The 21,268-nt window shown below is 67.0% G+C and carries 15 protein-coding genes; 6 read left to right on the plus strand and 9 right to left on the minus strand.

All coding sequences use genetic code 11. From position 1 onward, the window contains the following. Positions 1–11 precede the first annotated feature (11 nt). The gene (locus tag ACEN9Q_RS13655) at positions 12–965 is read right to left on the minus strand and encodes an NAD-dependent epimerase/dehydratase family protein (protein WP_495628838.1); all 954 of its coding nucleotides are present in this window, start codon (positions 963–965) and stop codon (positions 12–14) included. After that, a complete protein-coding gene (locus ACEN9Q_RS13660; protein ID WP_495628839.1) occupies positions 955–7,338 on the minus strand; it encodes a thioester reductase domain-containing protein in 6,384 nt (2,127 codons plus the stop codon). The genes ACEN9Q_RS13655 and ACEN9Q_RS13660 overlap by 11 nt, the downstream gene beginning before the upstream one ends. A 301-nt stretch (positions 7,339–7,639) precedes the next feature. On the opposite strand from ACEN9Q_RS13660, the gene ACEN9Q_RS13665 reads away from it, so the two are divergent. Beyond that, entirely contained in the window at positions 7,640–8,434 is a 795-nt protein-coding gene (locus ACEN9Q_RS13665) for a 4'-phosphopantetheinyl transferase family protein (RefSeq protein ID WP_495628840.1), read from the plus strand. Here ACEN9Q_RS13665 and ACEN9Q_RS13670 read toward each other — a convergent pair. The 7 genes from ACEN9Q_RS13670 to ACEN9Q_RS13700 all read right to left on the minus strand — a co-directional run bounded on the left by ACEN9Q_RS13670 (position 8,389) and on the right by ACEN9Q_RS13700 (position 14,983). Further along, the gene (locus ACEN9Q_RS13670) at positions 8,389–9,381 is read right to left on the minus strand and encodes an acyltransferase domain-containing protein (RefSeq protein ID WP_495628841.1); all 993 of its coding nucleotides are present in this window, start codon (positions 9,379–9,381) and stop codon (positions 8,389–8,391) included. The two genes, ACEN9Q_RS13665 and ACEN9Q_RS13670, sit on opposite strands and share 46 nt — an antisense overlap. Before the next feature lie 17 nt (positions 9,382–9,398). Beyond that, positions 9,399–10,517, minus strand: coding sequence for an ACP S-malonyltransferase (gene fabD / locus ACEN9Q_RS13675; RefSeq protein WP_495628842.1), 1,119 nt, complete (start codon positions 10,515–10,517; stop codon positions 9,399–9,401). 22 nt (positions 10,518–10,539) lie between these two features. Beyond that, positions 10,540–11,784 (minus strand): beta-ketoacyl synthase N-terminal-like domain-containing protein, encoded by a 1,245-nt coding sequence (locus ACEN9Q_RS13680; protein ID WP_495628843.1) that lies wholly within the window; start codon positions 11,782–11,784, stop codon positions 10,540–10,542. After that, on the minus strand, positions 11,771–12,010 hold the full coding sequence (locus ACEN9Q_RS13685; RefSeq protein WP_495628844.1) for an acyl carrier protein: 240 nt from the start codon (positions 12,008–12,010) through the stop codon (positions 11,771–11,773). Before ACEN9Q_RS13685 ends, ACEN9Q_RS13680 begins: the two co-directional genes overlap by 14 nt. A gap of 27 nt (positions 12,011–12,037) precedes the next feature. After that, positions 12,038–13,333, minus strand: a complete 1,296-nt coding sequence (locus ACEN9Q_RS13690) for a DUF1302 family protein (RefSeq protein WP_495628845.1) — start codon at positions 13,331–13,333, stop codon at positions 12,038–12,040. A 235-nt stretch (positions 13,334–13,568) separates the two neighbouring features. Then, complete coding sequence (locus tag ACEN9Q_RS13695) at positions 13,569–14,078, minus strand: UpxY family transcription antiterminator (protein WP_056440222.1); 510 nt, start codon at positions 14,076–14,078, stop codon at positions 13,569–13,571. Positions 14,079–14,251: 173 nt separating this feature from the next. Continuing rightward, a complete protein-coding gene (locus ACEN9Q_RS13700; RefSeq protein ID WP_082547882.1) occupies positions 14,252–14,983 on the minus strand; it encodes a helix-turn-helix transcriptional regulator in 732 nt (243 codons plus the stop codon). Between the two features lie 1,191 nt (positions 14,984–16,174). Here ACEN9Q_RS13700 and ACEN9Q_RS13705 point away from each other — a divergent pair. From ACEN9Q_RS13705 to ilvA, 5 genes are all read left to right on the plus strand, one after another. Then, positions 16,175–16,369 carry a hypothetical protein gene (locus ACEN9Q_RS13705; RefSeq protein WP_056440226.1) on the plus strand — a complete coding sequence of 65 codons (195 nt, stop codon included), beginning with the start codon at positions 16,175–16,177 and terminating at the stop codon, positions 16,367–16,369. A 77-nt stretch (positions 16,370–16,446) separates the two neighbouring features. Beyond that, positions 16,447–17,946 (plus strand): radical SAM protein, encoded by a 1,500-nt coding sequence (locus ACEN9Q_RS13710; protein ID WP_495628846.1) that lies wholly within the window; start codon positions 16,447–16,449, stop codon positions 17,944–17,946. Between the two features lie 28 nt (positions 17,947–17,974). Continuing rightward, positions 17,975–18,694 (plus strand): 2OG-Fe dioxygenase family protein, encoded by a 720-nt coding sequence (locus ACEN9Q_RS13715; RefSeq protein ID WP_495628847.1) that lies wholly within the window; start codon positions 17,975–17,977, stop codon positions 18,692–18,694. A 60-nt stretch (positions 18,695–18,754) separates the two neighbouring features. Next, positions 18,755–19,711, plus strand: a complete 957-nt coding sequence (locus ACEN9Q_RS13720; protein WP_495628848.1) for a TauD/TfdA family dioxygenase — start codon at positions 18,755–18,757, stop codon at positions 19,709–19,711. A 16-nt stretch (positions 19,712–19,727) separates the two neighbouring features. Continuing rightward, positions 19,728–21,260 carry a threonine ammonia-lyase, biosynthetic gene (ilvA, locus tag ACEN9Q_RS13725; RefSeq protein WP_495628849.1) on the plus strand — a complete coding sequence of 511 codons (1,533 nt, stop codon included), beginning with the start codon at positions 19,728–19,730 and terminating at the stop codon, positions 21,258–21,260. Positions 21,261–21,268 lie beyond the last annotated feature (8 nt).

Genomic DNA, 21,268 nt, shown 5'->3' on the forward strand with positions numbered 1-21,268 from the left:
GCGTCCATGTCCTACAGCTCCCTGTTCTTGATCCAGGCGATCGTGTCGTGCAGCGTCTCCTCGATCGGCCTGGGCTGCCATCCCAGCTCGGTCCTGATCCGGCTGTCCGAATAGCGGTAGGCCTGGCCGACCAGCTCCACCGGCATGCCGGCCTTCTCGGCAAGCGCCCGCGCCTCGTCGAGCGTGAGCGTGCGCTGCGGCACCAGCATCTCGGGGTCGAGCGCGGCCACGGCGTCGACCAGGTCCTGCACGTGCGTCCCGGTGACGAGGTAGCGGCCGCGCGCGTCCGGCGTCTCGTAGGCGAGGATGTGGGCCTCGGCCACGTCGCGCACGTCCACCGCGCAGATCTGCAGCGGCACGCGGAACGGCACCTGGTTGTTCACCAGCGCGCCGATGTTGACGGTGCTCGGCGTGTGCTTGTAGAAGTTCGGCCCGAGGATGATGCCGGGGCACAGGGCGACCAGATCCAGGCCGTGCTCCCCGGCGTAGGTCCACGCCGCCTGTTCGCTCTCCAGCTTCGAGCGGCAGTACGGATCGGCCGGATCGGCCCAGTCCTCTTCGGTCAGGGGCTGCGCCGCGCTGCCGCCGAAGCCGACGGCGGCGATACTGCTGGTCATGACCACGCGCGGCACCCCGAGTTCGTGCGCCAGCCGCAGCACGGTCTGGCTGCCTTCCGTATTGTTGGCCACGATGCCGTGTCCGTGCCCCTGCTCGTCGTAGTGGTAGAGCGCGGCGACCTGGAACACGCCGGCCACGCCGTCCATCGCGGCGCGGACGGCCGCCTCGTCGCGGATGTCGGCCTGGTGGACCTCCACCGGGTAGCCGTCGAAGATGCCGAAGTCCGCGGCCTCCGCGGGATTGCGCACCGTGACCCGGACCTCGTATCCGCGCTCGCACAAGCGCTTGGCGAGGGTGTTGCCGACATGGCCGTTGCCGCCGGTGACCAGAACTTTGTTACGCTTCACTGACGTCCTCCAGTGGTGTTTCGGTGTCGGCGACCGGCGCGGCCTGGGCCGCCTGGTCCCGTTTCTGATAATCGTAGATGCGCGCCAGGAACCCGCAGTCGGCGCGGTTCCACCAGCTGAAGTAACCGTCCAGCAGCGACGGCCAGTCGGGCAAGGCGAGGCCGAGGAACTGGAGCGAGCGCCTGAAATTGTCTTGCGCGAACGGGAACAGCACGGCGAAGTAGCCATCCATGATCTTGCGCTTGCGTACCGACCCTTCCGCGTCGCGCAGCACGCATTCGAGGACGAACCCGTGCACCGGATTGACCGATTCGACGTACCGGACGAAGTCGTAGCAGCGGGCCAGGTATTGCTCGCGCGTGACCGGCGCGAACTGCAGCCCGCTGGCCTGCGCGCGCCGGTACAGGTTGGCGAAGCTGTACGGCTTGAGGTGGGTGGCGTGCACGATGCGGTTCCACAGCGGCGGCGCGTTGCCGGTGCCGACGATGAGGCGCGCCGCGAAGTCGACCGGCACCATGTCCAGCACGTCGCTCGCGATCTTTTCGCGGCAGCCGATCGCGAGCCGCATCTGCAGCAGGCGGTGCAGCATGTCGTCGGTCTGTCCGATGCCGGTGCGGCTCGACCCGGACAGCTCGCCGAAGCGATAGATCACGTACGGCAGGCCGGCGCCGGCGGCGCGCTCGAGGAAGGTCTCCTGCACCCATTTCGACTGGCCGTAGCCGCCGTACACCGCGGCGCCGTCGGCGATGAACGCCTCCTGCTCGAACACGGAGAATTCGGCGCCCGCCTTGTGGAAGCAGGCCGCGGTGCTCGACACGAACTGGACCAGCTTGAGGCGCCCGCTGAACGCCAGCCGGACGATTTCCTTCATCCCTTCGGTCGACGCACGGAAGGTCGCGTAACCCTCGATATGGTTCACGTGGGCCGACGCGTGCACGATCTGGTCGACGTCGAGCGCGCAGCGCGCCCAATCGTCCGGCGCGAGGCCCAGGGCCGGCCGGTTGATGTCGCCGCACAGCACGTCGATGCGGCCCGCGTCGAGCGCCAGCTCGTATTTCCCGGCCTGTCGGCGGAGGCGTTCGAGGCCGTGTGCCGGGTCCTGCGCGCGCACCAGGCAGACCACGCGCAGCGCCGGGCTGCTGGCCAGGAATTCGGACAGCACGTGGATGCCGAGGAAGCCGGTGGCGCCGGTCAGCAGCACGCAACGGGGCATGCCCTCGTACACGGGCGCGATATCCGCGCCGGGCGCCGGCAATGCCGATGCGGCGTCGTCGACATGCGATGCGATGGCCGGCGCTTGCGCATGCTCCCGCGCGACGGGCGCCGCGCCATCGGCCGCCAGCCGCGCCACGGTCATCGCGTCGAACGCTGTGCCGTACCTGCGGCACAACGACGCGGCCAGCGTGTCCAGCGTCGTGCACTCGAAAAAAGCGGTGGGCGAGAACGCCGGATCGAGGCGCTGCTTGAATGCCTGCGTCATCTGCGCCATGTCCAGCGAGGTGACGCCGGTCTCCATCAGGTGCGCGTCGGCGCTCACCTGCGCGATGGGCACCCCGAGCTGCCCGGCGAACGCCTGGCGCACGAACAACAGCGACTTCGCGCCGGCGTCCAGCTCCAGGCGCCTGCCGCCGGACGGCAAAGCGTCGCCGGCGGCGGCAAACAGGTATTCCTCCGCCTGCCGCGCCGGGATGGCCTGCACCGGCTCCGGGGGCGGCTGCGGCGCCGGCGCCGGCACCAGGGAAAGCGCGGCCGGCTGGCGCGCCGTGATCCAGTAGCGCTCGCGCGCGAACGGATAGGTCGGCAGCGACACGCGCCTGCCGCCATGGCCGATGTCCACGCCCTGCCAGTCGCCGATCACGCCGTCGCTCCACAGCTTCGCGAGGCGGCGCGGATCGCGGCTCTGCACCAGCAGGTTGACGAAATCCTGCCTTTCGCGCGCGTCGAGCAGGCCCGTGACGGCGCTGGCGTTCTTCACGTGGCCGGGCATGACGTCGTCGTCGGCCTCGCCCGCGAGGAAGGCCGCGAGCCTGGCCGCCAGCGCGGCCGTCGAGCCGGCGACGACGGCCAGCCGGTGGTCGAAGCCTTTGCGGCCGAACCGCAGGGTGTACGAGACGTCGTCGAGGTCCGGCGCGTCGGCGCGCGTCACGCATGCGCGCAGGCGCTGCGCCGCGAGCCTGAGCTGCTCGCCGCTGCGTGCCGACAGCGGAAAGATCCGGTCGCCCTGCCCCGTCGCGGCGCACGGCGCGGGCTCGAACGCTTCCACGATCACGTGCGCATTGGCCCCGCCGATGCCGATGGTGCTGATCCCGGCGCGCAGCGGATGGCGGATGCCGTCGACGTCCTTCGGCTGCCACGCGGCCGCCTGCTGCTGCACGTGGAAGGGCGAGTTCGCGAAGTCGACGTTCTCGTTCAATGCGGACGAATGCAGCGACGGCACCAGCGTGCGGTGCTTCATCTGCAGCAGGATCTTGTGCAGCCCCGCGATGCCGGACGCGGCTTCCAGATGGCCGATATTGGTCTTCACCGAGCCGAGCGCGCATTGCTGCCGGCCGGCGCCGTGGCGGCCGAACGCGTCGATGAGGGCCGCCATCTCGATCGAATCGCCGAGGTCCGTGCCGGTGGCATGGCCTTCGACGTAGCCGATGGTGCGCGCGTCGATGCGGCCCTGCTCCAGCGCTTTGGCGATCAAGGCCGCCTGCGGGCGCGGGTTGGGAATGGTGTAGGCGCTGGTCCGGCCGCTGTGCGTCACCACCGCGCTCTTGATCACGCCGTGGATCTGGTCGCCGTCGGCGATCGCCTGCGCCAGTGGCTTGAGCAGGACCGCGCCGACGCCTTCGCCCGACACATAGCCGTTGGCGCCCTGGCCGAACGAGCGGCAGACGCCGTCCGGCGACAGCGATCCGCCGCTGGCGTTGATGTCGAATTTGCTCTGGTGGAGGTCGAGATTGACGCCGCCGGCGATCGCGGCGACGCATTCGCCGCTGGCGATGGCGTCGCACGCCAGCTTGATCGCCGTGAGGCTGGCGGCGCAGGCGGTGTCGAGGGTCAGGCTCGGGCCGGACAGGTTCATCCAGTACGACACGCGGTTGGCGATACTCCACAGGAAGGCGCTCGGATTGACGTCCCGGCCCTGGGCCTTTTCTTCCTGGCCGATCATCTGGTACGACGACCACACCGCGCCGACGAACACGCCGACGTCGCGCGTCCCGCCAGGTCCGCCCAGCAGCTCCGGATAGTAGCCGGCATCCTCGACGGCCTCGTAGGCCACTTCCAGGAACTGGCGCTCGTGCGGGTCCATGATCTCGGCATCGCGCTGCGAAATGCCGAAGAACGGCGCGTCGAAGCAGTCGACGCCGTCGATGAAGCCGCCGCGGTAGCGCCGCGTGAACGCGTTGTGGGCACGCTGCGCCAGGCGCTGTTCCGGGATGGCCTCGATGCAGTCGGCGCCGCCGAGCAGGTTGTCCCACAGTTGCGCGAGGTCGCCCGCTTTCGGATACCGGCCGGCCATGCCGACGATGGCGATGTCGCGGGCCGCGGCACGCGGCGCCTGGCGCGGCTGTGGCACCGGTTCGGCCGCGGGCGCGGCGGCCGGTGCCGGCTGCTCGGCCACCAGTGGGCCGGACGCGGCCCGGTAGCCGTTCAGCCGGTAGGCGGCGTGGATGTCGCCGGTGCCGCCGGCCGCATCGATGTCGGGGATATTCCGTTTCGCGGCGAAGGCGGCGACGATGCGCTGCGCGAGGTCGTCGGCCTGCTCGCGCTTGAGCCCGAGGGGAATCGCGAGCCGCACCATGCCACCGAGCGCGCCGTGTTGCTGCATGCCGGCGTTGTGCCCGGCGGCGCGGATGCCGGTGGCCACGTACAGCCAGGCGAGGAAGGAAGCCACCGGGTGCGCCAGGGCCTGGAATTCGGGGATGCGTTTCACGTCGACCAGCACGCAATGCGCGCCGGCCGGCTGCGCAACCGGCACGCCGGCGGTGTGCAGCGTCGTCCACACCTGCCCCGCCACGTCCTGCCGGCGGCGCGACTGCGCCTCGATGAAGTCGCGGTCGCGCAGCGCCAGCGCGAGGCGCTTGCGGTCGAGCGCCGGCAGGCCGCATCCTTCTTCCTGCGCGGCCGCCTGCAGCCGCGCGAACAGCGCCGGATCATTGGTCGCGACCAGGCCGCCGCGATTGACGCAGAAATTCTTGGGCAGGCTGGCGATGACGGCATCCGCCTGCGCCAGGATGTCGTGCACGACCTGCCACAGCGGCTGGCCCGCGCATTCCGGTTCGTGGGCGATGAGGACGTGTGCGTTGTCCAGCACGCGGGTCGCATCGAGGACCAGGGGGATCGCATAATCGGCCAGCATCGTCCTGACCTGTTTCAGATGGCCCAGCGCGACCGGACAGCCGCCGGCCGCGTTGTTGCCCACTTCGATGCACACCATGGCGACCTGCGCGGCGTCGCGCTCGAGCACCTGCGCCAGCGCGGCGAGATCGAGGCCGCCCTTGAACGGCGCCGGCGCATCCGGCTGGAACACGGCGGGATCCGGCATTTCCTGCGGCGTGAAGCCCTGGTCGATCTGGTGGAAGAGCGTGGTCGGGAACAGCAGGTTCTGCGGCACCAGGCCCTTCTTCGGCCACGCGCGGTAGAACACGCGCTCGGCGCTGCGGCCGGACGTCGTCAGCACGACGTGCGCGAACGGGAATACCTCCTGCAGCTCCCGCTCGCCGGCCGGCGCGTGCTGCAATTGCGCGTTCAGGTGCCCGAGCTGGTTGTCGATGGCGGGCATCTGCAGCTGCGCCCACGAATCCGTCTTCAGGTCGAAGTCGACCTCCTTGTGCGGGAGGTTGAGCGGGTTGAAGCCGGACCGCGCGAGCACGAACGAGCGGGCTTCGTGTTCGATGCCGACGATCCGCCCGGCCGCCTCCGCGCTCGCGGGCGCGGGCGCCACGGACGCGCGGCCGCGCTGGTGCTCTTCGTCCGAGGTCTGCATCTTCATCGGATCGGCGATCATCATGATGACGTCGATGACGTTGTGCGGGTCGCATTGTCCGACCGGCCGGCACAGGTAGATCGCCCTGGTCTCGGGACGGAACTTGTTCTTGAATTGCAGATTGCCTTCGTCGTTGAAGATGTTCTGCATGCGCAGCTCGTCCAGGATCTTGTCGACCTCCGGATCGGCATTCGCCGAATTCTCCAGCTTGCAGCCGTAGGTGCCGCCCAGGCTCAGGAGGTGGCACCCTTCCGCGACCAGCGCGCGCACGATGTTCACGATCGCGAATTCGAGGCCTCCGAGCGGCATGTCCTTGTGATAGAACTCGAGGTCCATCAGGTAGCCGTTCAGTTCCGCGCACAGTGGCGAGACCAGGATGACGTTCTGCAGCACGTCATCCAGCCAGGTGAGGAAGATGCGGTGTTCCGGGTCCAGCGTGCCGGCCAGGATCTCGTCCCTGACGATGTGGATCAGGGGGTTGACCATCGTGCGCCCGGCGCACCAGCTGTCGATCATGGCGGCGATGCCGCGGGCGGTCTCCGGGCAGGCACCGCAGCGGAATTCGTCGGTACGGCCGGTGCCGGCCTTCTGGAATTTCGAGACCTGGTAACGCAGCCGCCGCATCGCATTGCCGTCGAGCGTGAAGCCAGGCAGGTCGACGACGCGCTGCAGGACGCCGAACGGCGTGGACGAAAACACCACGCCGCCGATCGACGCCAGCTCGTCGGCCGCGAGCAGGTTCAGCTCCAGGCGGTGCCGGGCGCAGTGCTCGTAAAGCTCCCTGGCGGCCGGCTCGAAATAATCGGCGGGGCCGGTGTAGCCGTAGGCGAGGATGATGTTGCGGCTGCGGCTGTAATGGAAATAACCCTTGCGCGCGCTGCCGATGAACAGGTTGGGCGCGATGTTGCGCGTGCCGCGCGACACCGAGCCGTCGTTCTTGTAACGGTCGAACAGCGCCTTGACCAGCGGTCCCAGTTCGGGGTCGGCGCGCGCGTCCTTCTCGGGCAGGAGGATCGGCTGCGCCGGCGCGGCGGCGGCTGCGGCGGCGAGCGCGGGCTGCGCGGCGATGCGGTGCGCGGCGGCCGGCGTGACGGCCGCATGGCGGGTCGCCGCGGCGCCCTCGCCCGCCAGCTTGGCCGCCATCGTCGCCGCGTGCCTGTCGACGAAGTAGCGGGCCAGGTCGTTGATGTTGAAATTCTCGAACAGCAGGGTCTTGGGGAGCGTGCCGAAATCCGCTTCCAGCGCCTTGACGATCTTCAGCACGCGGAACGAGTCGATACCGAGCTCGCCGAACGGTGCGAAGGAATCGAACTCGGCGCCCACCGTGCCCGCCGCCTCGGATATCAGGGACTTAAGGTACGTTTCGGTGAACGCTGACAGCCGGTCCTGATCGGTCATGATGTGGTCTCGCTGGAACGGACGATGGCCGCGGCCGGCGCCGTTCTTGGGTTGTCTTGGGAGGGGAATGGCCTGTCGCCGCGGTGCGGACAGGCTCCGCCGTGTGACGTCACCAGCCGGTGCGTCAAACGTGAACTGAAGCTCGCTGCCGCCGGAAGGTCTGCAGCGTCACCACTTTAGCGTGCCATCAATACACGGAGAACTACACGAACGTGTAGTTGCTGCGCCAGGCACGCCGCGATGACGCATAATCGTGCCGTTCACACCAGGAATGCCGGCGACGGCAGCATTCGCGCACACCATGTCAACCCTTCCGCCATTGCAGATCAACGACCACGACATCGACCTCTGGCTGGCGTTCTACGACGCCATCGGGGACGAGCGCGTGCTGGCCGACATGCGCGCGCTGCTGAGCGATACCGAGAGCCAGCGGCAGGGGCGCTTTCATTTCGCCGACGACCGCAAGCGCTATCTCGTCACGCGGGCGCTGGTGCGCAGCGTGCTCTCGTACTACGCGCCGGTCGATCCGCGCGCGTGGGCGTTTGCCGAGAACGCCTATGGCCGCCCGTTCATCCACGATCCCCACCCGCATGCGCAGGGCCTGCGGTTCAATGTGTCGCACACGCGGGGCCTGGTCGCGCTGGCCGTGGGCAGGCAGCGCGAACTGGGCGTCGACGTCGAAAACATCGTGGCGCGCAAGATTTCGCCGGACATCGCCGCCAGCTTCTTTGCGCCGTGCGAAGCTGCCGACGTCGCGCAAACGCCGGCCGCGCGCATGCACGACCGGCTGTTCGAGTACTGGACGTTCAAGGAGTCGTACATCAAGGCGCGCGGCATGGGCCTGTCGCTCCCGCTCGACAAGTTCACGTTCCATTTTCCGCATGCGCGCGCGGTCCGGATCGACATCGACCCCGCGCTGGACGACCACGCGGACCGCTGGCGCTTCTGGCAATACCGTCCGGGCGCGGACTACCTGCTCGCGCTGTGCGCCGAAAGAACGGCGCGGACGGCGCCGGTCGTCACGACGCGCACGATCGTCCCGACCGCCGGCTACGAGACCTTCGCCAGCCGCGTCGAAAAAACGTCGGAAGGCTGAACGGGCCGGGTGCTCGCCAGCACGGCGTCGAGGTTGTGTGCGTCCCGTCCGTAGGGCGTGAGGATGGGATGCACTGTCGACGCCGAGCCGGCGGGCAATGCGTATTTCGCGAAGGTCGCCAGGGTGCCGGACGGGCCGACATCGATGTACCGGTGCGGCCCGCCGCGTTCGAGCATGCGCAGGGTGTCCATGAAGCGGATCGGATTGCGCGCGACGTTCCAGAAATAGCCGTCGCCCAGACCGTTCAGCAGGGCCGCCCGTTCGCAGCAGGCCAGCGGCACGCGTCCCCGCATCGTGGGGACGGCGCGCATGAGGGCGGCGAACGGCTCGTACGCGGTCTCGATCCAGCGCGAGTGGAACGCGAAGCCCAGCGGCAGCCGCTGGAACATGATGCCCCGCTCCTTCAGCGCGGCCTCGATCGGTTCGAGATCGCACCGGCGGGCCGATACCGCGAAATGGCCGTCGAAATTGACGCCCGCCAGTTCGCTGCGCCCGGCCAGGAAGGGCTCCTTGTACAGCGCGGGATCGTCCAGGATCGCGATCATGCCGCCCGCTTCGCAGCAGCGCTCGACCACCTGCGCCTGCTGCAGCACCGCCTCGAGGGCGTGCTCGACGCGCACGCAGCCGCCGACCGCCGCGGCCGCGAACGCGCCGAGGCTGGCGCCGAGCACGACGTCCGGTTCGATCCCCTCGTGGATCAGGCATTGCGCGAGCGAATACTCGACCATGAAGATCGCCGGGTGCGTGAGCGCCAGGCGGTCGAACACGTCCGACTTCGGCCGCGCATAGATGCCGGCCGCCACGCGCCGGCCCGAGATCTCGAGCACCAGATCGTCCAGCCGGGTCATCCAGGCGCGAAATACACGGTTCTCGTCGAACAGCTGGCGTGCCATCTGGTAGTACTGCGATCCCTGGCCGGAAAACATGAACACCGTCTTGGCGGACATCGGTGACAGCTCCCGTGTCATGCGGACGGGCTGGCCGGGGCCAGTTCGTCCAGGTCGAAATAGCCGTTGTAGCCCTTCATGTACACGGCCGCGCGGTGGCCGAACAGGACCATCGCTTCGGTGCGCGTCTCCAGCGCGTCGTAATCGGCGACCGTGGAGGTCACCCGCGTACCGACCCGGTGCGACCGGTTCCATGCCGCCACCTTGTCGTGCACCGACGTCGCCGCGGCCGCGGCCGGAACGGGTGCGCCGACGATGGCGCGCAGCACCGGTTCCGGGGTCTGCGTCCTGATCGTGAAAGCCATCCGGGTCAGGACATCGCCATTGCCCAGTTCCTCGAACTCGACCTCTTCGCCGTTGGCGAGGCCCAGCGCCAGCAGGTACTGCATACTCTCCGACCAGCGCACGGTGCTCGCGATCTGGGCCGACAACGTGTCGACCATGGTCTCGACGGCGTACGGCCGCGCGGTGACGTTGGCGATCACGGGAATGGCCGGCGCGGCGAACTCGAATCCCTCGATGAACGCCTTGAACTGCACCATCGCGTCGGCCATGAACGCGGAATGGAATGCGCCGCTGGTGGCCAGCGGGTAGTAGCGCATTTTCCCTTCCCGGAACAGCTCCTCGGCCGCGGCGATCTCGTCGACCGCCCCGGAGATGACGATCTGCGACGGTGTGTTGTAATTGGCGAGATAAACGTCGTGCAGGCCCGCGGCGCGGAGTTTTTGTTCGATCTCGTCCTTCGATGCGTTCATCACGGCCGCCATGGCGCCGCCCGCGACCTGCGCCATCAGCTCGCCGCGCTTTTGCACCAGTTTGAGACCGGTCTCGAAATCGAAGACGCCGCCGGCGAGCAGCGCATTGAATTCGCCCAGGCTGTGGCCGGCCACGACATCCGGCGCGCGGCCGGTGTCCTCCATCCTGCGGTAGTACGACAGCGCATTGACCACATACAGCGCGGGCTGGGTGAACCGGGTGTTGCCCAGCTCCTCGCGCGGGTCGTCGAGGCACAGTTCCTTGATCGAATAGCCGAGGATGGCGTCGGCCTGTTCGGTCAGGTGCCGGAAGCGGTCGAACAGGTCGGCGCCCATCCCCCTGGACTGCGAACCCTGGCCGGGAAACATATGGATCTTCATGAGTACTCCTCGAGTGTCTGGTTCAGGAATGGCGTTGCAGGCAGATGGCCGTATTCACGCCGCCGAAGCCCATGCTGAGATTGATGGCGTTGTCGATCCGGTGCGGCACCGCTTCCGGCCCGACCCATCGGAACCCGCGGTCGATGGGGTGGTCGAGATTGCGCGTCGGGTGCAGCCTGCCGGCTTTCATCTGCAGCATCACGGCGATCAGTTCCACGGCGCCCGCGGCCGACAAGCCGTGCCCGACGATGGATTTGGTGGTGTTGATCCAGGCGTGTTCCAGATCGCACCGGCGCAGCGTATCGAGCTCGGTGGTGTCGCCGAGCGGCGCGCCGGTGCCGTGCGGGTTGACGTAGTCGATCGCGCGCGGCGCCAGGCCGGCGGCGGCCAGGGCCGCTTCGATCGCGGCGACCTCGCCTTCGGTGGATGGATTCGGATTGCGGTTGGCGTCCATGCGCATCGCCCAGCCGGCGAGGCGCGCATACGGCGCACGCGCCGTCCGCACGGCCGTTTCCATCTTCTCGACCACGATGGCGCCGCACGCTTCGCCGAAAATGAAGCCGTCGCGATCCTCGTCGAACGGACGGCAGGCGGCGGCGGGATCGAGCGCATGGCGATCCGAACCCATGGCGCCGAGCGTGCGCAGGCCCTGGCACTCCCAGTACGACAGGTCCATCAGCGCCCCGATCGCGATGCAGGCGTCGACCCGGCCCGACGCGACCGCATGGATCGCCTCGATCACGGCCACCTGGCCGCTGGCGGACGCCCCGCCGACGGTGAACGCCGGGCCGCGAATGCCGAACTGCTGCGTGCACAGGCCGCACAGGTCGCTGTCCATGAACGCCAGGCCATAGGTCGGCCTGAGGAACGCTTCGCGCCCGCGGTACGCGTCGTGGGCGGCCACCAGGTCCCGTTGCTGGACGTTGGAGCCGCCGACGATCAATCCGATCCGTTCCGGCGCGACGCGGTCCAGCGCGGCGTCGTGCCAGGCTTCGTGCAGGGTTGCGAGCGCGACCTGCGCCGACCAGGACGCGGTGCGCAGCAGGCCCGGCGCGATCGCGTCCGGCAGCGCCAGGCCGTCGATCTCGGCGCCGATGAAGCGCGGCCCCTGGTCCGGCACCGGCAGCTGCCGCCCCGGGCGCCGCAGCACGCCGAAGCGATGGCGCCCGTCGAGCAGCGCGCGCGTGAACGCGGCCTGCCCTTGCCCGATGGCGCTCGTTACGCCAAGCCCGCTGACGACGATCCGCGGGGCCTCAGCATTTGGCATGGATGATGTCCGCCAGTTCGCCGACATTCCGGGCCTTCGCCATCTCGATCAGCGGGATGCGCACCGACAGCGATTCCAGGGTCATCATGATGATTTCCGACCGGTCGACCGAATTGGCGCCGAGTTCTTTCAGCGAGTCGCTGCGCTGGAACGCATGGTCCTGCAGGCGCGGCAGCACGTCTCCCGCGTGGCGGGCGATCAGTCCGAGGATGTCTTGCTGGGTCATTTTTCTCTCCTTGTCGTGGCGTGAAAGCTAGAACTGGTACTGGATCTTGAAACCGACCTGCTTCTGGTCGCGTACGTTCCACAGGGCGCTCCGGCGGTCGTTCGTGTCCGGCACGCTGGCGTTGAATCCGAGGGTGACGTGGTCGTCCCACTTGTACGTGGACTCGAGCACGGTGACGCTGGCGCGATAGGGCCGGTTCTGGAAGTGCAGCAGGTTGACGGTGAGGTCGTCGTTCATCATGGTCTTGCTCACGTTGAGCAACAGCGACCGGTTGTCGCGCGCATAGCCCTGGATCGCGCCGGTCCAGCCGGCGATGTGCTGGTCGACCAGTTCCACGCCCACGGTCAGCGTGGCGCTGTAGCGGTAGTCCAGCCCCAGGTAACTGTCGAATGCGCGCTTCTTCACGATCCGCAGCGCGGCGTCGTTGAATGCCTTCGACGACTTCAGCGCCGCCTCGCCGCGCAGCACGAAGCTCTTGAGCGCGTAGGTGAACGAGAGGCCGGCGAGCGCATACCGCTCCTTCACCCGCGTCACCGTGCCGTCGGCATTCATCGCCAGGCCGTAGTCGTTGTCGACCAGGCTGGCGGCCATCAGCGTGATGTCCGCGTTTTCGGAATTCTTCTTCCAGCTCGCGCCGTATTCGCCGCCGTCGTCGCCTTCGATCCTGCTCCGGTACCTGAACGGGTCGAACGAATACGCCGTTCCCGGCTTGGGATTCTTGTTGAACGCCGGCTTGGGTATCCAGAACATGCTCCAGCGCCCGAACGACGAATACTGGTCGACGGCCAGCATCGGCTGGCCGATCCTCAGCTCTTCGAGGTTGAAGTTGAATAGCTCCCGGTTGTCGCGCGGGCTGACCACGTCCGTGATCGGGGCCAGCAGCGATTCACCCCACGCCAACGCCTGGATGCCGGCGCGCACGCTGGTCTGGCCGGCGCTCGTCTGCACATAGGCCTGGGATACCGTGGTGTCCGTCCGCTCGGCGTCGTGGCGATGGTCTTTTTGCAGGAAGGCGATCGTCTTGCCGCTGAACTGGACGACGAAGTGATCCAGGAAATACTGTGAATATTCGAGCCGGACCGACGTGCGGTTCTTGATCAGGCGGTCCGGCTGTTCGGCCTTGTACGCCGCTTCCTGGGCGAGGGTGACGCGCAGCGGCGAATCGGACGTATCGGCCGCATCCGCGCTGTCCGCCGCGCCGGCCGGCTCGAGCTGCAGGCCCGCCACCTCCTGCGCCTGCGCCAGGCGGCCGTCCAGCACGAATCCGAGCGCGGCCACGAGGAGAAGACGAAAGGAAGCCGGCATCGCTGGCTGGGAGTTCATGGTCGGGAAGATGCTCAAGGTTGTTGTGCGGCCCTGGGCCGGCGCTTTCGAAAACGGGCGGACAGGCTCCGCCGCGTAACGTCACGTCCTGTGCGTTACGGCTCGAGGGACAAGGCGATGTGCGCCCGGGAATGCCGCGTGGCACTGTATCCTGCCCCCGCGGCGTGGAGAACTACACGAACATGTAGTCGCTGCGGGCGGGGCGCATGCGGATGGCGCCCGCCCGCATGGCCGTTCAGAGCGCCTCGATGGCGCCGCGGTCCAGTTCCACCCGGACGCTGCTGCCGACGACGTCGACGTTGACGACGAGGATCTGCTGGTTCTTGATCCGCACGAGTTCGCCGTGCACGCCGCTCAAGGCGCCGGACACGATCCGCACCTTCGTCCCGGCAACGAGCTCGGGATCGACCGTGAAGTCGGCGCCGCTGTCGACCAGCATCTTGACCGCATCCAGGTCCTGTTCGGGCAGCGCGGCCGGCCGGCCGCTGGCCAGCACGAACCCGCACGAGCCGCGGATATAACGCATGCCTTCGTACTGGCTCGCGCTCGGGCGTACGAAGACGTAGCCGGGAAACAGGGGCACTTCGACCTTGCGCTTGCGGCCCTGGCAGCAGCGCACGACCGCGCGCTTGGGCAGGTAGGTCGGCACCTGCTTCTGTTGCAGGACGCTTTCGACGACGCTTTCATGATGGCTCTTGGTCCGCAGGACCAGCCAGGGATTGACCCGACACTCGCTCTCGAACATGTGACACTCCTCAGGATATCTGGCCCGGCATGAACAGCCCGCCGACGCCGGGCAACCACCGCATCGATCAGCGGAAACATGTACTGCGCCGACCAATCTAACGCGGTTCGAACCGGCGAAGAACTACGCAAAGATGTAGTACTTGACCATGCAGGTGAGCCGTCCCGGCCGTGTTACAGCAGCCCGAACGCGACCGCCTTCGCGACGGCCTGATGACGGCTTCCCACGTCGAACTTGAAGAGGACATTGCGCACGTGGTGGCTCACGCCATGCTCGGAAATATTGAGCAGCCGCGAAATCTCCCACGTGCTCTTCCCGCCCGCGACCAGGCCCAGGACTTCGGCTTCGCGGCTCGTCAGCCTGGGCGCGGGCGCCATGCGCTGGGTCTTGACGATCCGGCGCATCGCCTCGTGCGTGAACGTGGCCAGCAGCGAGCCCCAGTTCAGCATGTCGCGCACGTGGCGCCTGGCCTCGTCGTCGGAGCGCGCCACGGCAAGGCTGAGGAACGCCACGTCGCCGTTCCTGCCGTGGACCGGCAGCGTGACCCCTTCCGCCAGCCCGTGCATGCGCGCCTCGCCCCGGAACCGGCGCTGGCATTCGGTCTTGTACAGGTCGTCGGTCCAGATCAGCGGACAGAGCGATTGCTGGGCGTGATGGACGACCGGGTCGATTTGCGCGTAGTGCAGTTTGTCGTAGCGCTCGTGCCACGCGGCGCTGTAGTTGGACTCGACCTGCTCGATGTAGCGGGTGCTCCCCGTGTAGAACCTGCCGTAGTAATAAAACCCGTCGAAACCGAGCAGGCTGCTGATCTCCTCGAGTTCGTCGTTGACGTGGCTGAAACTGGCGCTCTCGCTGATCCGCATGACTCTGCCGATGAGCTGCTGATGGACATCATCAATACCCATGTAACAATCTCCTGTTTGCCGCGTTATGCGCTCTGTCAAACCAGAACGAGAAATAATGTACAACTTTGATATTTAACGTAAGTTACAAAGATGAAATTTGTTTTTGATCAATATAACTATCTGGCATATTTTCGGTTTCACTGCAGGGTCCGGCAATCAGTACCCACCATGCGTGCCCCTCGGGCGACGCGGCGGCCGCGGCGTCACCGCGCATGTCCGCCCGGCGGCCGGCGGACGGGACCGATGTCCGCTTCGGGCCGCCGCGGCGGCGATGCGATTTCACATTTCAAGCCAAAATCTTGCCACGGATGACAAGAAAAAAAGCCCCCCATGAAGTGAGGGAGTTTCGTCATTTCACAGTTGGACGGGCAGGCCCGGCCAGGCGGCGGCCGGGCCGCTTTATGCGCATGGCATGCAGGGACGATCGATATGGTGCGACCTCGTCCGCGCGGACCGTTGCATGCGCGTCGCCCGGGTGTCCACGCCCCCGGCATTGCGAACGGATGCGCATGCGTGCATGCGGACACAGTGAGAATGCGAGAGATTTTTTTCGGAAATAATTATTACCGTCGACAATCCCGGACATGGCATTTCTATTATCCGCCGGGGAAAATGGTTATCAGGCGGGCGAGCCTGAATAATCGGGCCGCAATCCGCGCCGGATATTGGTGACAATATGATAGATTCGTCCACCGGGCCCGTCGTTATAATTCGCGAAAGGCTTGTTTTATCGGCCCGTCGAGCCGCCGGGATAAATCGGGCGCTGCGAATTGGGTCAATTTTGTGTCGACAAAAAGTTGACAAATGATATTTACGACATTAGCATTCACTCAATAACGCGGCCATCCCTGCGTATTACACCCCTCCCAGCTGCTATCACTTTGGGAACTCACTTGTGGGAATACCTTTCCCACTCACGTCGAATATCCTCGGCAATATTTAACGCTATCCACACACCGGCATTCCCGGCCTGCATGGCGTTCATTCTTTGTTATTCGTGAAATAAAACCCAGGCTTAGCGGCCTTGCGGAAAAAGAACGTGCTGCGGCATTTGCCGAAGCCATGGGTTTGTCATGCCGGTATTCGACCCCGGAGGCGCCCCTACGTGATTTTTTCGCCAGCCTGTTGCGGCTGGACAGAAGCCAACGGCAAGTGCCGGCGGCGGTTTTTAATCTCAATAAGGAAAATCACGTGAATAAACTGAACATTCAAACCATTGGCGGCACGGTGGGTGGCACGGTCGGCGGCACCGTCGGCGGCACGGTGGGCGGCACCGTCGGTGGTACGGTCGGCGGCACGGTCGGTGGCACCGTCGGCGGCACCGTGGGCGGCACCAGCGGCCGTATCCACGGCTCCAAAATGCTGAAGCACAGCCTGAGCAAGTAATACCCAGGCGCGATTGACATGGGCCGCTCCGGCGGCCCATCCGGCCCCAACAATTGAACGCCGACGATAAATCAAAAATGAACGCTCAAAAATACATCCTGTCGCCAGACGCAGTTAATTTCCCGGTCGGCGACCGGGTCGCCGTATATCATCGCCAATTGGGCGGTTTATGTTTCCTCGATGCCGACGCGAGCGGCATCCTGGGCCAGTTTTCCGAGCCCACGGAAATTGCGGCGAACGTCCTGGAAGGCGACGATATCACCCGCCGCGAGGAATTGATCCAGCAGCTGGTATTGCGCCAGTTGCTCGTGCCGCTCGACCGCGTGGACGCCGGTCCGGAATATGCACCGGTGCCGCAGAATAAGGTCAACATCATCCAGCTGATTCTCACCAATGCCTGCAATTTCGGCTGCACCTATTGCTTCGAGGGCGTGCAGGGCGTGGAATTGCCGCAGGAAGAAGTGGCCGAGCAATACAAGAAAATCGACATCAGCCGGCTGAATTCGCCGAATGAGATCAAGGTCAACATCAACGAATCGATCTATGCGTCGGAAGCCCGCATCGGGCACCAGTACGACCCGAAGAACCGCCTGATGAAGCCGAAGGACGCCATCGCCTACGTCGACAAGGCGCTGGAAATCGCCAAGAGCACGGGCGTGACCGAGGTGATGCTGCAGTTCTTCGGCGGCGAGCCGCTGCTGAACTGGAAAGCCATCAAGGCCGTACTGGACACCTACGGCAACGGCGCCGCGCACGGCATCGTCATCAACTACTCCACCGTCACCAACGGTTCGCTGATTTCCGAGGAAGTGGCCGAGACGTTTGCCCGCCACAAGGTGGCCGTGTGCGTCAGCTTCGACTCGCCCAAGAGCACCAGCCGTCCCCTGAAGAACGGCGGCGACAGCGCGCCGGTGGTGATGGAAGGGCTGCGCATGCTGCAAAAATACCAGAACCGCGTGGCCATCAACTCCGCGCTGACCTCGGATACCTGGGACGAGTTCGACAATTCCATCGTCGACCTGGCGGTTGACTACGGTGCGCGCGAGATCGGCGTGGTGGTCGACTTCGACCCGACCTTCTATTCCAAGTTCGGGGCGCCCGCGATCGTCGAAAAGCTGTGGGGCGTGATCGAATACGGCCGCACGCGCGGCGTGGTACTGACCGGTTACTGGCACCAGATCTTCCAGGTATTGCTGGGCTTCGACGCCGTCAGCCACCGCGGCTTCAAGAACTGCTCCGCCAAGGGCGCCCAGCTGAGCATCGAACCGAACGGCTCGGTGTTCTCGTGCAAGGCCGGCTCCGGCTTGTACGGCAACGTCCTGCAGGGTACCGAACTGCTGGACACCGACATCTACCGCCAGCACGCCAGCCTGCGCCGCCAGAACCCCGCTTTCTGCGGCGGCTGCGAGATCGAGGGTTTCTGCGCCGGTCTTTGCCTGGGACCGCTGGAAAAGAAATTCGGCGACGTGGCGTCGGTCGAGCCGTCCGCCTGCGACATGTACCGCGGCATCACGCGCAAGCTGATCGAAGCGATCGCGCCCTACGAGGTGGCCACGTTCGACCTGGCTCCCAACTGACCCATCCATTCATCACTGAGGCAATGACATGATCGTTCTCGAATCAGCCCCGTCCGCCGCTGTCGACGAAATCGTCCAGACCGGCTATGCCGTCATCCGCACCGCGCCCCTGTCCGACGAGGTGCTCGACTCTTTCAACCGCCTGCCGCGCGACGAGCACAGCCTGTCGCGCCATCGCCGCATCCGCCTGTCGCAGTATTTCGGCTATTGCGAGAACGGCCAGTGGATCTACGCGCTGCTGCCGCGGCGCCGCTACGTGCAGTCGGCCGAATACATCCGCATCGCCGAGGCCGGCGGCGTGGCGCGCCACCGCGAACAGCTCGAGATCGACCCGTCCGAGCTGATCACGTCGGTGATGGAACAGCTGCCGGTCGACCGCGCGCAGCAATACCACATCAACGTCAACCAGATCCGCGTCATCGTCGACGCCGACTACAAAGGCGTGACCGTGCCCGAGGGGCCGCACCGGGACGGCCACGAATTCAGCGTGGTGGGCGTCGCCAGGCGCGCCAACGTGGTCGGCGGCGAAACGCAGGTCATGCTCCCGCACGATCACACGCCGCTGTTCCGCCATACCCTGGCCGAGAACGAAGCGATCGCGATCGACGACGAGCGCTTCGTGCACTACGCCACCAACATCGAGTCGCGTGACGGCGCGCCGGGTTACCGCGACATCTGGGTGATCGAGATCAACCGCTGGGAGAACCGCTGCTACGGCCCGCTGCACGACCAGCGCGCCTTGCGCTGACGCGCCACCCGCGCCGGCGCCTGCCGGCACGGTCCCATCCACAACCATCACCGGGTCACCATGACAACGATTTCCGAACAACAGAACACGGCCGTCCCGCGTCAGGGCCTCGGACTGGTATATACGCTGGACGCCGCCGGGCGCGACGCCCTGCGTGCACGGCTGCAGGCCGCCCCGGCGGGGAGCGCCTGCCGCGAGGCGGTCGAGGCCTCGGCCTTGCCGCTGGAGCGGATCGGCGCCACCCTGTTCGGCGGCGACGTTCCGTTCTGCCTGCTGCGCAACCTGCCCGTCGACGCGCTGGCGCGGGACTGGGCCGTCGGCCCGGCGCCGTTGGCGTCAAGCCTGCTGGTGGGCGTGACCGCCGCGCTGGGGCTGGCCAACTTCGGCTACGTCGAGGAAAAGAACGGCGCCATCCTGCAGGACGTGCATCCGATCGGCGGCGCCGAACAGACCCAGTCGAACGCCGGCCGGGTCGCTTTCCACATGCACGTGGAAAGCCCGTTCCTGCCGCGCGCGGCGCGGCCGGAGGTGGGCGCGCTGATCTGCCTGAACAACGACAGCGCGGCGCCGACCCGCATCGCCACGGTCGACCTGGTCAAGCGCCAACTGTCGGCGGCCCACCTGGTGGCGTTGCGCCAGCCCGATTTCCGCCTGCGCCACGACCAGTCCTTCGACGTCAACGGCTACACCCTGACGGTGGACAGCGCACTGCTCAAGGAGATCGACGGGCGCGACGAGACCCGCTGCGGCGTCTACGTCGACGGCCTGCATCCGGCGGCCCAGGCGGCCGTCGACGCCTGGAAGCGCGCCGCCGACGCGGTGGCGCTGGATCTGGTGCTCGAGCCGGGCGACCTGCTTTTGTTTAACAACTACCGCTGCATGCACGGCCGCGGCGCCGTGGAGGGACGGCGCTGGCTCAAACGGGTCTACAGCACGCGCGACACGCGGCTGCTGTCGGACCGCCTGATCAGCATGTGGCACGCCGTGGGCGCGCGCGACATCGACCACAGTTTCTGAACCCGGAGCCCGCCACATGGACCAGACCGCATTCGACTACCTGAAACGCATCCTCACCGCCCGCGTGTACGAGATCGCCGAGGAAACCGCGCTGACGCAGGCGCCCGCCCTGTCCGCGCGCCTGGGCAATACGCTGCACCTGAAGCGGGAAGACACCCAGAGCGTGTTCAGCTTCAAGCTGCGCGGCGCGTACAACAAGATGGCCGCCCTGCCGCGCGCGCAGCTCGACCAGGGCGTCATCTGCGCCTCGGCCGGCAACCACGCCCAGGGCGTCGCGCTGTGCGCCGCGAAGCTCGGCTGCCGCGCCGTGGTCGTGATGCCGACCACCACGCCGCCGGTCAAGGTGGACGGCGTCCGCGCGCACGGCGCGGAGGTGGTCCTGCACGGCGACTCGTTCAGCGACGCCTACGCCCATGCGCTGGAACTGGAGCAGGCCCAGGGCCTGACCTTCGTGCACCCGTTCGACGATCCCGACGTCATCGCCGGCCAGGGCACCGTCGCCATGGAGATCCTGCGCCAGCATCCGGGCCCCATCCACGCCATCTTTTGCGCGATCGGCGGCGGTGGCCTGATCGCGGGCGTGTCGGCCTACGTCAAGGCGCTGCGGCCCGACATCCGCGTCATCGGCGTGCAGGCCGCCGATTCGGACGCCATGCGGCGCAGCATCGAAGCCGGCGAACGCGTGATGCTGCCCGACGTCGGCCTGTTCGCCGACGGCACCGCCGTCCGCCAGGTCGGCGCGGAGACCCTGCGCCTGGCCCGCATGTACGTCGACGAGATCCTCCTGGTCGACACCGACCAGGTCTGCGCCGCCATCAAGGACGTGTTCCAGGACACGCGCGCCATCGTCGAACCGGCCGGCGCGCTGGCCGTGGCCGGCGCCAAGGCCTACGTCGAGCGCGCCGCCCAGGCGGGCACGCCGCTGCGCGACGAACACCTGGTCGCCGTCACCTGCGGCGCCAACATGAACTTCGACCGCCTGCGCTTCGTTGCCGAGCGCGCGGAGATGGGCGAGCAGCGCGAAGCCCTGCTCGCGGTGTCGATTCCCGAACGGCCGGGCAGCCTGCGCCGCTTTTGCGAGTCGATCGGCACGCGCAGCGTCACCGAATTCGCCTACCGCATGCGCGAGTCCGGCCCCGCCCACGTGCTCGCGGGACTGCAGATCGCGCGCCGGGGCGACGCGGCCGCGCTGGTGCGCCACCTGGCCGAACACGGTTACGAGGCGCGCGACCTCAGCCAGGACGAGCTGGCCAAGCTGCACCTGCGTCACCTGGTCGGCGGCCAGAGCGCGGCCTCGCGCGGCGAACGCCTGTTCCGCTTCGAGTTCCCCGAACGCCCCGGCGCGCTGCTGCGGTTCCTCACGCGCATGGCGCCGGACTGGAACATCAGCCTGTTCCATTACCGCAACCAGGGCGGCGACGTCGGCCAGGTGCTGGCCGGCCTGCACGTGCCGGCCGGCGACGACGCGGCGTTCCAGTCCTTCCTGGAGAGCGGCGGCTTCCGCTACCGGGAAGAGACATCCAACCCGGCTTACCGCTTATTCCTGTAGTCACGTCC

The organism is Massilia sp. Masssp93 (genome assembly GCF_059491295.1).